The sequence below is a fragment of the Glutamicibacter sp. AGC84 genome, assembly GCF_053543575.1.
The window spans coordinates 344,085-353,507 of record NZ_JBLVOC010000015.1; the positions used below are offsets into that span (position 1 = coordinate 344,085).

General features: G+C 58.1%; 11 protein-coding genes. 5 read left to right on the top strand and 6 right to left on the bottom strand.

Annotated features, from left to right (window positions below):
* Positions 1–18 precede the first annotated feature (18 nt).
* From ykgO to ACNPN0_RS10385, 3 genes are all read right to left on the bottom strand, one after another.
* Complete coding sequence (gene ykgO / locus ACNPN0_RS10375) at positions 19–141, bottom strand: type B 50S ribosomal protein L36 (RefSeq protein ID WP_081461171.1); 123 nt, start codon at positions 139–141, stop codon at positions 19–21.
* The gene (locus ACNPN0_RS10380) at positions 131–1,192 is read right to left on the bottom strand and encodes a GTP-binding protein (protein WP_332727031.1); all 1,062 of its coding nucleotides are present in this window, start codon (positions 1,190–1,192) and stop codon (positions 131–133) included. The genes ykgO and ACNPN0_RS10380 overlap by 11 nt, the downstream gene beginning before the upstream one ends.
* A gap of 111 nt (positions 1,193–1,303) precedes the next feature.
* Entirely contained in the window at positions 1,304–2,161 is an 858-nt protein-coding gene (locus tag ACNPN0_RS10385; RefSeq protein WP_105656260.1) for a fumarylacetoacetate hydrolase family protein, read from the bottom strand.
* A gap of 220 nt (positions 2,162–2,381) precedes the next feature.
* Between ACNPN0_RS10385 and ACNPN0_RS10390 the strand changes: the two genes are divergently transcribed.
* From ACNPN0_RS10390 to ACNPN0_RS10405, 4 genes are read left to right on the top strand one after another with little or no spacing between them, the layout of a single operon-like run.
* Positions 2,382–3,023, top strand: coding sequence for an ABC transporter permease (locus ACNPN0_RS10390; protein ID WP_105656261.1), 642 nt, complete (start codon positions 2,382–2,384; stop codon positions 3,021–3,023).
* The gene (locus tag ACNPN0_RS10395; protein WP_105656262.1) at positions 3,016–4,278 is read left to right on the top strand and encodes a betaine/proline/choline family ABC transporter ATP-binding protein; all 1,263 of its coding nucleotides are present in this window, start codon (positions 3,016–3,018) and stop codon (positions 4,276–4,278) included. Before ACNPN0_RS10390 ends, ACNPN0_RS10395 begins: the two co-directional genes overlap by 8 nt.
* Complete coding sequence (locus ACNPN0_RS10400; RefSeq protein WP_105661999.1) at positions 4,275–5,003, top strand: ABC transporter permease; 729 nt, start codon at positions 4,275–4,277, stop codon at positions 5,001–5,003. The genes ACNPN0_RS10395 and ACNPN0_RS10400 overlap by 4 nt, the downstream gene beginning before the upstream one ends.
* Positions 5,000–5,977: a glycine betaine ABC transporter substrate-binding protein gene (locus ACNPN0_RS10405; protein ID WP_219844107.1), complete on the top strand. Its 978-nt coding sequence runs from the start codon at positions 5,000–5,002 to the stop codon at positions 5,975–5,977. Before ACNPN0_RS10400 ends, ACNPN0_RS10405 begins: the two co-directional genes overlap by 4 nt.
* A 149-nt stretch (positions 5,978–6,126) precedes the next feature.
* On the opposite strand, the gene ACNPN0_RS10410 is transcribed toward ACNPN0_RS10405, so the two are convergent.
* Positions 6,127–6,285: a hypothetical protein gene (locus ACNPN0_RS10410; RefSeq protein WP_434689185.1), complete on the bottom strand. Its 159-nt coding sequence runs from the start codon at positions 6,283–6,285 to the stop codon at positions 6,127–6,129.
* A 221-nt stretch (positions 6,286–6,506) separates the two neighbouring features.
* On the opposite strand from ACNPN0_RS10410, the gene ACNPN0_RS10415 reads away from it, so the two are divergent.
* Positions 6,507–7,055 (top strand): YceI family protein, encoded by a 549-nt coding sequence (locus ACNPN0_RS10415; protein ID WP_105656264.1) that lies wholly within the window; start codon positions 6,507–6,509, stop codon positions 7,053–7,055.
* A 113-nt stretch (positions 7,056–7,168) separates the two neighbouring features.
* Here ACNPN0_RS10415 and ACNPN0_RS10420 read toward each other — a convergent pair whose 3' ends face one another.
* Both ACNPN0_RS10420 and ACNPN0_RS10425 read right to left on the bottom strand, forming a co-directional pair.
* Positions 7,169–7,612: a hypothetical protein gene (locus ACNPN0_RS10420; RefSeq protein WP_434689183.1), complete on the bottom strand. Its 444-nt coding sequence runs from the start codon at positions 7,610–7,612 to the stop codon at positions 7,169–7,171.
* Between the two features lie 121 nt (positions 7,613–7,733).
* Positions 7,734–8,906 (bottom strand): MFS transporter, encoded by a 1,173-nt coding sequence (locus ACNPN0_RS10425; protein WP_448937741.1) that lies wholly within the window; start codon positions 8,904–8,906, stop codon positions 7,734–7,736.
* Positions 8,907–9,423: the final 517 nt, after the last annotated feature.

Below are 9,423 nucleotides of genomic sequence, written 5' to 3' on the forward strand. Positions count from 1 at the left end.
GCCGGCAATTTCCGGGCTTCAGCCTTGCCGCGCTTTCATGCGCGGATTTTGCTTGTTGATCACGAAGACGCGACCTCGTCGTCTGACTACCTGGGAGCCGGGCGCCTTCTTCAATGCGCGGATGGAATTCCTAACTTTCATGCCATTCACCTCCTTCATGATGTGCGGAGCTGAACAGGTCCTTGAGTTCTTCTTCGGTGACCTGGCATTGCTCGAAGACCGTCTCGATCTGCGAAGCTTCGTGTTCGGATCCGTAGAGCAGCAATTCCGAGACGGCGATATTCGAATTCCACGCGCCGGTGTTTTCCATCCAGATGCGCGGACCGGCTCCGCCGATGGCCACGCGCTCGCTGAGGGCACTAGCCACCCAGAGGATGCCGCGGATGCAGGTGCAGGATTCGGCCAGGGAAGGCAGGGCCTTGCGGAAGCGCTCGGGATGAAGCGGACGTTCGGCGTGCAGGCGGATCGGCGCAGTGCGGGCATTGGTTGCTGTTCGCGGCAGGTGCCCGGCGCTGGTGCGTTGGCGCGCTGCTCCGGGGTGGAAGGAGCCGAGTCCTTCTTCGTGCACGCAGATATGCGCATGCGGTGCCATCTGCCGAGCTAATTCGAGGCCGGCTTCATAGTCGGCGCCACCAGCGCGTCGTGGACCAGTGGCGCTTTCGAGCAGCTGGGTTTCCAGTCCTTCGACCGGAATGAGGGTATCTGCCTGCATCAATTCGGTGAAGAAGAACTCTCCCGACGTCCTCGCATCGCGTTCCATGGCGTTGAATCCCGATTCCCAGAGGGTGTGCCGGTCCCACATCTGGTTTTCCAATTCGGCGGGATCCAGGGACAAGACGATGCTGCTGATCCGGATTTCCAGTGGTTCGAGCTTTGTCCCGAGCATGTCCAGCACTGTTCCGCTATGCCATGTGGCGGGCAACGCCAGGATCATTGTGGCCTCGGAATCTTCGGGGGCCAGGCGTTGGATCGTCGGCAGGATCTCGAACTTCGTGGCACAGCCGATGCAGGGGTGCCCAAGAACGGTTTCGGCATGTTCTGCGGCTGCAGATCCGGAGACGTGGCGCACCAGCCGATTGCCGTCGACGAAGTCATAGCGCAAGATGACGGCGTCAGGATGGTGGTGTCCCAGGTGGCTGAGGCCGGAGTCGCGGCTGGAAGTATCAAGTGCGGAGAGAACGATGAGATTCACGCGTTCAAGCTTATATGAGAATGAGTCTCAATAGCAAAATTGGGAACGGGGCTTAACGCCTCGGGGGCCCGCCCGCCAATGCGGACAGGCCCCCGGAAGCGACAAGGAATATCAGTTCTGCGGCGCGTTGAAAACTACCGCAGAGGTACCCAGGCCTTCGATCGAAGTTTCAAGTGAATCGCCGTGCTTGAGCCACGGGTGACGCCCATTCTCGTCGCGGCGGCCTAACGCAACACCAGAGGGCGTACCCGTCAGGATGACGTCGCCTGGCTGCAATTCATTGAATGTCGAGAGGTAGGAAACCAAGGCGTCAGCCGAGAAAATCAGATCATCGATCTGTTCGTCCTGCACCACGGTGCCATTGACCGTGCTGGTAATGCGGGCGGCGGGATCCAGCTCATCCGGGGTCACGAGCCACGGGCCCAGGGGAGTGGAACGATCCCAGATCTTGCCCTGCAGCCACTCTTGGGTGCGGCCCTGGTAGCCGCGCATCGACACATCGCTGGCCACGGCGTAGCCGGCAATATGCGCGGCAGCATCCTCCTGGCTGATGCGGCGACCCGGCTTGCCGATAATGATAGCCAGCTCTGCTTCGTAGTCCACCCGGTGGTCTTCCACTGGAATTTCGATGGTGTCCTTGGCGCCGCATAGGGTGGAAGCGAACTTCGCGAACACCGTCGGATACTTCGGCAGGTCTTCGCCGACCTCGGCCGCATGCGTCTTGTAGTTCAAACCGATGCAGTAGATTTTCTCCGGCTTGGGGATCAGCGGAGCGTAGTCGGCTTCGCCCTCGGCGATGGAATCACCCACCAAAGCGCGAGCAACTACTTCTTGCTGAGTTGCGTCATCAAGACGCAGGAAACGCTGCACTGAATCGAGGTTGTCCAAGTAGTAGGCGCGGCCATCTTCAATGACAGCAGCGGTGGTATGGCCTGGTTCGCTGGCGAGGCGGAGCGTTGCAAGTTTCATGAATCTATCTCACTACACTTTTCGCTGAAAGTGCACCATATTTCGTGATCGGCAATTGATAGCAATTGGCCCTAAATACGGCCGAGCCAGAGCTTTGATCTGGAAAACGTGGCTTGGCCATGCTCCGCTGACCCAGCTAAACTCATGGCAAGCTACGGTCCCAGAGACCAGTCTTGAAATAACGATCTAAATACGAAACTAAAGTGAAGCAGGTTTTAATGTGGGTGACTTTTTTGGCGAGCGATCTCGCCATATCCTCTTCGCCTCGTGGCAGCACTTCTCGCTAGTCGCGCAGTGCTTGATCCTGGCGACAATTATTGCTGTGCTGATTGCCGTATTGGTATACCGCAACAAGCCCCTATCAGGCTTGGCTAACGGCATTAGCGCCATCGGCCTGACTATTCCGTCCTTTGCCCTGATCGGTTTGCTTATTGTCCCCGTGGGCTTCGGGGTTACTCCGGCAGTCATCGTGGTGACGTTCTTCGCCGCCCTGCCAATTCTGCGCAACGCGATCGTTGGGCTGAACAACATCGAACCAACCATTATCGAGTCAGCGCGCGGCATCGGCATGAGTCGGCTGAAGACTCTGATATCAGTAGAAATTCCCATAGCTTGGCCGGTGATCCTGACTGGCGTACGAATTTCAGCCCAGATGGTGATGGGCGTCGCCGCAGTGGTCTCCTACGCCCTGGGTCCTGGCCTCGGCGGGTTCATCTTCCAAGGACTCTCGCGTCTGGGCGGCGCGAACTCCCTGGAATCCGTGATCACCGGCGTAGTTGGCGTCGTGATCCTGGCGCTCATCCTTGATTTGATTTTGCTCGGCATTGGCCGACTGACTACCCCGCGAGGTATCCGTGTCTGAACATAAGATCCCTGAAAATGCCGTGGCCCAGAATGTCACTGGCGCTTCGATCATGCTTGAAGAAGTAACCAAGACCTACCCGGGACAAAAGAAATCGGCCGTAGGCGGCCTGACCCTGGAGATCCCTGCCGGGTCCATCGTGATGTTCGTGGGGCCATCGGGCTGCGGCAAGACGACCACCCTGAAGATGATTAATCGCCTGATCGAGCCGACCAGCGGCAAGATCGTCATTGATGGCGAAGATGTCACCGGCATGAACGGTGATGAACTGCGCCGCCGCATTGGCTATGTGATCCAGGCTGGCGGCCTGTTCCCGCATATGACCGTGGCGACCAATATCGCCATGGTTCCAAAGATGCTGGGTTGGCCCAAGGAGAAGATCGCTGCCCGCGTCGACGAGCTGCTGGAACTCGTCTCGCTGGATCCGGAACTTTACCGGGACCGTTTCCCCAAGGAGCTCTCCGGCGGCCAGCAGCAGCGTGTGGGCGTCGCCCGTGCATTGGCAGCGGATCCACCGGTCTTGCTGATGGATGAGCCATTCGGTGCAGTTGACCCCATTACCCGCCAGCGTCTGCAGGATGAGCTGCTGAACATCCAGTCTGAAGTCCAGAAGACGATCGTGTGCGTGACCCACGACTTCGACGAAGCGGTGAAGCTCGGCGACTGGATTGCGATCTTCAACGAAGGCGCGCAGCTGGAGCAGTACGACTCCCCAGAAAGGATCCTGGCCAATCCGGCCAGCGAGTTCGTGGAGAATTTCATCGGTTCGGGTGCCGGCTTGAAGCAGCTGACCCTGACGCGGGTGAACGAAGTGGAACTGGGAGAAGCCATCACCACCACACCGGGCAAGAATGCTTCGGAGGTGCTCTCGCAGCTGCAGGGCGCCGGACGCAAATACGCGGTAGTGCTTGATTCGCGGGGACGTCCGCTGCGCCGCATGGACCGCCGGCAACTGTCGCGTGCCCAGATCATCGAGGGTACCTATGATGAATCCATGCCGGTCGTCGGTGAGCAGGCCACCTTGAACGACGCATTGGACACCATGCTGGTGGCCAGTTCCGAGTCGGCCCTGGTAACGGGACGCCGTGATGTGCTCACGGGTGTCATCACGGTGCAGACCGTCATGGAGGCGATCGCGGCCGCGAACAACACCACGGATGCTAATCACGAGGCGCCGGTTGGCCTGAACTCGGGTGCCATCAACGTCGTGAATATCGATAGTGCGGCCACCGGGCAGGATGGTGAATCGGCATGAGATCCGAAACCCGCAGCTTGATTTGGCAGATCGCCGGAATCGCAGCTGCTTTCGCCATCTTGGTGGGTTGGCTGGTAACAGCCGACCTGACCGAGACCGAACAGCAAACGCTGGATCCGGCAACGATTTGGGGCTACACCCTCGACCACCTGAAGATCACGGTCATCTCGGCGCTCATCGTTCTGCTGATCGCGATTCCGCTCGGCGTGCTGCTCACTCGCCCCGGGCTGCGCAAGGCAGCCCCGGCGGTGCGGGCCATTGCCAACTTCGGCCAAGCCGCACCCGCCATTGGCGTCATCGTGCTCTTGGCCTTCTGGTTGGGGTTCGGCCCGAAAACTGCCATTGTCTCACTGGTGATCTATGCGATTCTTCCGGTACTCTCCAACACCATTGTTGGCCTGCAGCAGGTTGATGAACGCCTGGTGGAGGCCGGGCGGGGAATCGGCATGAGCCAGATGTCCGTGCTGTTGAAGGTCGAGTTGCCGTTGGCCGTCCCGGTGATGCTATCGGGCATCCGCACAGCCCTGGTGCTGCTGGTAGGCACCGCGACGTTGGCAACCTTTATCAACGGCGGCGGGCTGGGCATCTTGATCACTACGGGAGTGAACCTGAACCTGAATGTGGTGCTGATTGCCGGCTCGTTGCTAGTGGCCTTGCTGGCTTTGACGATTGATTGGCTTGGCCGCGTCGTCGAACAGGTGGCACGACCGAGAGGACTTTCGTGAACCGCAAACTGAATTTAGCTGTCCTGTCCATGGCCGCGCTGATCGGAATGACTGGGTGCGGACTTAGCCCATCGACCGGGACGGTGCCCAACGCCGGCCCCGCCGAGATCAAACCGCTGGTCGAAAACGCTGAAGACACCACCGTGACCGTCACGTCCAAGTCCTTTACCGAGCAGCTGCTGCTGGGGAAGATCACCGTGATCGCGCTCAAGGCTGCCGGCTATGACGTCACCGACCTGACCAATGTTCCTGGCTCCCAGCCGGCACGTCAGTTGCTGCTTTCCGGCGACGCGAGCGTGCTCTGGGAGTACACCGGTACCGCGTGGCTGACCTACTTGGGCCACGAATCACCTGTTGTGGGTGAAGAAGAGCAGTGGCAGTCGGTGCACGATGAGGATGTTGCCAATGGAATTATCTGGGGAAATCCGGCACCGTTGAACAACACCTACGCATTGGCGATGAACGAAGAAACGACCAAGCGGCTGGGTATCACCAAGCTTTCCGAACTGCAGACGCTGGACCCCGAAGATCTGACGTTCTGCGTCGACCCGGAATTCAATTCCCGTCGAGACGGTCTGACTCCAATGCTGGAACACTACGATATCGACCGTGGTTCAGAAGTGGCTGAGGACAATATCGGTCTGTACGATGTGGGTGCCATTTACCAGGCAACCGCTAATGGCGCGTGCAACTTCGGTGAAGTCTTCACCACTGACGGGCGCATCAAGGCGCTTAACTTGACCGTGCTGGAAGATGACCGGAAGTATTTCCCAAGCTACAACGCCGCCCCGGCTTTCAACGGAGAATTCCTTGAAAAGCACCCGGAAATCCAGCAGATCATGGACAAGATCGCTCCGTTGCTGACTGATCAGGTCTTGATGGACCTGAATTACCAGGTGGACGTGGTTGGCCGTGAACCGGCGGATGTTGCCTTCGAATGGATGGTTGGCCAAGGCTTGGTCTCCAATCCCTAATCGAGGCAACGAAAACTGCATGGATTAAGCAATGGATCCCCGGCATCGCGATGCCGGGGATCCATTTCAATGTCGCCGAGGATTCACTGGGGATTGGTTTCTCTCGGATGGATTTGCTTGCAGGATGGAAATAGGTGGAGGCCATCTACCTATTGCTGATTCCGGGTACCTAGCTCGCCGTCGACTTCATCGGCGATTTCGGTCGGGGCAGCGGTAGCGATGGATTCTTCCTGCCAAATTTCCTCTAGCTCTGCGGATAACTCGGCTTCTTCTTGGGCATGATCGGGAACTGGGTCATTTGCGTTCATGGCCTCAGTCTAGCCATGTACACGTCGGAGTAAAGGGGTGCATGAAAAATAACTTCAGTGGAAACTTTCCTAGTCAGTATCAAAATAAGGGTCTCTTGAAGAGTCAGATGGAACTTTTTTAGGGAAAGTGGTTGACGCTTCAACTTCATTAGTGTCATACTGGTATCAGCAAAACAAATTGAGGCGTCAACTACTTGATGGCCCGACGAAAGGATTTAGACATGACTGCATCTGCACTGACCACCGGAACCTGGAACCTCGATGCATCGCACTCCGAGATTGGCTTCTCGGTTCGCCACGCAGGCATCTCCAAGGTTCGCGGCAGCTTCACTGAATTCGACGCAACCCTGACCACCGGCGCAACCCTGGCAGATTCCTCGGTCGAGGCAACCGTCCAGATCGCATCGGTCAACACCAAGGACGCTAACCGCGACGGCCACCTGAAGGGCGAGGACTTCTTCAACGCCGAGCAGTTCCCAACCATGACCTTCAAGTCCACTGCGGTCAAGGGCGAGGCTGGCGAGTTCATTCTCGTTGGCGATCTGACCATCCGCGGTGTGAGCAAGGAAGTTGAATTCGAAGCAGAGCTCGGCGGCGAAGCTGTAGACGCTTTCGGTGCAACCCGCGTTGGCTTCTTCGCATCCACGACCATCTCCCGCAAGGAATTCGGCATCACCTGGAACGCAGCACTGGAAGCCGGTGGCGTTCTGGTCAGCGACAAGGTCAAGATCGAAATCGACGCTTCGTTCGTACTGCCAACCGCAGAGTAAAAGTTTCCCGAAGTCCGTCATGGGGATGACGGGATAAGGGCCGATACCGGCAAAGCCTCCGGCTCACGAAAGTGAGCTGGAGGCTTTGTCGTTAAAGTCGAGGGAAAACGTGCCTAGGACCCGGTGAACGACGGGTCCACGGAAAATGCGATAGCACCGATGACAAGGAATGCGACATACACGATCCAGAGCACGCCCAAAATGGTGCCGATCCAACCGGTCACTTTGCCGACCGTGGATACCGTATTGAATTCCCTTTCGGCTTTATTGGCCTTGAAAATAGCAATCGGGCCAAGGATCACGCCTGCTACGAAGATTGACACAATGCCAAGAATCATCGAGGTCTGTGCCAGCTGGGTGCCTTGAAATTGGGATGCTGTCGGATAGCCGAAGTTGCCCGGGGGATACTGGCCCGGTTGGCCATGTGCCTGTTGATTGTAGTAAGGCTGTTGCGGGACGCCGTTGAGATCGTAGGAACCAGGCTGCTGGTACTGCCGGTTCTGACCCTGATGCCCTGAAGAATAAGGGTTTCGTGGTTCTTCGCCTGGACTGGTCATGGCAACCTGCTTTCCGCTTGTGAGGCTCGTTCGCTTAATTCAAGATTCTCACATGCAACCGGCAATAACATCTAATCTCTAGAAGAACTCTTGCGCGGATCCCTTGCAGCTGCGCGAGAAATCAACTGGCGGGATGCATTCTGCGCCACAGCGCATGAGTGCCAGTCGCCAACGCCACGAGTAACAGGCTCAGTGCCAAGCCGATTCCGAAGATCTGGCCGTAGTGGCCATTCTGCGCTAGATCTGCAGTTAGGTAGGTCGCCGCAGATGCCCCGGCGAACAGGGCAAAAACGAATAGTGAAACGGTGGTGGCCCGCGCGTCAGGCGAGATATCGGTCGCCCACCCCTGCATTGATGAGTGCATGATCGCGTTCGCGGCACCCAGGAAGAACGCGGTGAGGGTGTATGAGGCAGGGGAGGGAGCGAACGCCGAAGGGAGGAAAGCTGCGCAAAGCACCAGGCCTCCACCGCCAATAAGCCATGTTCGGCCGATGCGTGCCACCAATCGGCGCATCAAGCGTGCACCCAGAATGACTCCCAGGGCAAAAGCGCAACCTAGCGCTCCTGCCAAGCCAATAGCGACACCGGATTCTTGCAAGGCGGGAACGATATAGGTCAGCAATCCCATGAGCAGCCCGCCTTCGAGGAAGACGATGGCATAAAGGGCCAAATTCATGGGACGCAAAGCTGCACGGAATTTGAATCCGGAACGCGAATGCTCGGGCTCTGCCGCCTTCCGCAAGCTATACAGGGCCGCTACGCAACCCAGTGCAGGCAACAGGAACACCAGCCGCCAGTTCGCGTATGTTGCCAATGCTCCTGAAGCTAATGTCGCCAGGGTGGTGCCCAGCGAGGAATAGATCTGCAAATCAGATAAGCCGCGAGCGCGTTCCACCCCGGTACGGGTATCGCCCAGGAGCGTCATCAGGGTTGGATACAGTGCGCCGAACATGAACCCGGTGACGGAGCGGGCAATGAGTAGCGGCAAATAGTCGGTGAACATGATGCTGGCGACCGCGCCGAGGCAAGCGCCGATGAGCGCCGCGCGCAATACCGCAAGACGCCCGAAACGATCGCTAAGCACGCCCCAGATCGGCTGGCCTATGGCATAGAACAAGGCATAGGAAGCTACCAGTTGGACGGCTTGGGCGAAACTGAGCGAGGTACCCAGCGAAAGTGCGACCAGCATGGGAGGGGTGCCATAGCGGTCGAAGAAGGAAAGGAAGCCGACGAAGCGCAAAGCCGAATCGGGAATGGTGCGTACCGAAATCCGAAGGTCCTGTTGTTTCTCCATCCCGGCCCTTCAAGTGAGAATCTTCCGCCTGCCTATCCATGTAATCAGAATCTGCCCGCTGATGCTGTTTTGGAAGACAGCTGCCACGGGCAGATGACGCATCGGCAGCTAGGCAGTTACTGGTGATTCAGTCATGAATTGAGCGAAGAATTCGCTCAACTCACCGGTCGCGTCCAGCGGCAGCGCCATGGACACGTCCAAGCCTGGACAGGATTGGCGGGCTGGGTGCGCCAGATATCTCCGGTGATGAAAATCCGAGGCAAGGGAAGCATAACGGATTGCCGTCACGATGGAGCCAGGGAAGTCATCGCGGGCTTGAGCGTTTCCATGCCACCGGTGCGCTTCCGCGAAATGTTCGAAGCTGGACTGCCGGCTTCGCTTTTTTGCCGCGCGCGATCGAATAGAGGCGGACCTGAAGGGTTTTATTGCCGGCGGCTAGGGCAAGAAGCCGACAGCACACTTAAATGCACTCGCGGCCGGTTCCCTGGAGGTTTAGGAGGGGGGAACCGGCCGCGGA

Coding starts and splice junctions, on each gene's coding strand:
- ACNPN0_RS10425 (WP_448937741.1), bottom strand. CDS start 8,906: ATGGAGAAACAACAGGACCTTCGGATTTCGGTACGCACCATTCCCGAT.
- ACNPN0_RS10410 (WP_434689185.1), bottom strand. CDS start 6,285: ATGAACGCAAATGACCCAGTTCCCGATCATGCCCAAGAAGAAGCCGAG.
- ACNPN0_RS10415 (WP_105656264.1), top strand. CDS start 6,507: ATGACTGCATCTGCACTGACCACCGGAACCTGGAACCTCGATGCATCG.
- ACNPN0_RS10420 (WP_434689183.1), bottom strand. CDS start 7,612: ATGACCAGTCCAGGCGAAGAACCACGAAACCCTTATTCTTCAGGGCAT.
- ykgO (WP_081461171.1), bottom strand. CDS start 141: ATGAAAGTTAGGAATTCCATCCGCGCATTGAAGAAGGCGCCCGGCTCC.
- ACNPN0_RS10385 (WP_105656260.1), bottom strand. CDS start 2,161: ATGAAACTTGCAACGCTCCGCCTCGCCAGCGAACCAGGCCATACCACC.
- ACNPN0_RS10400 (WP_105661999.1), top strand. CDS start 4,275: ATGAGATCCGAAACCCGCAGCTTGATTTGGCAGATCGCCGGAATCGCA.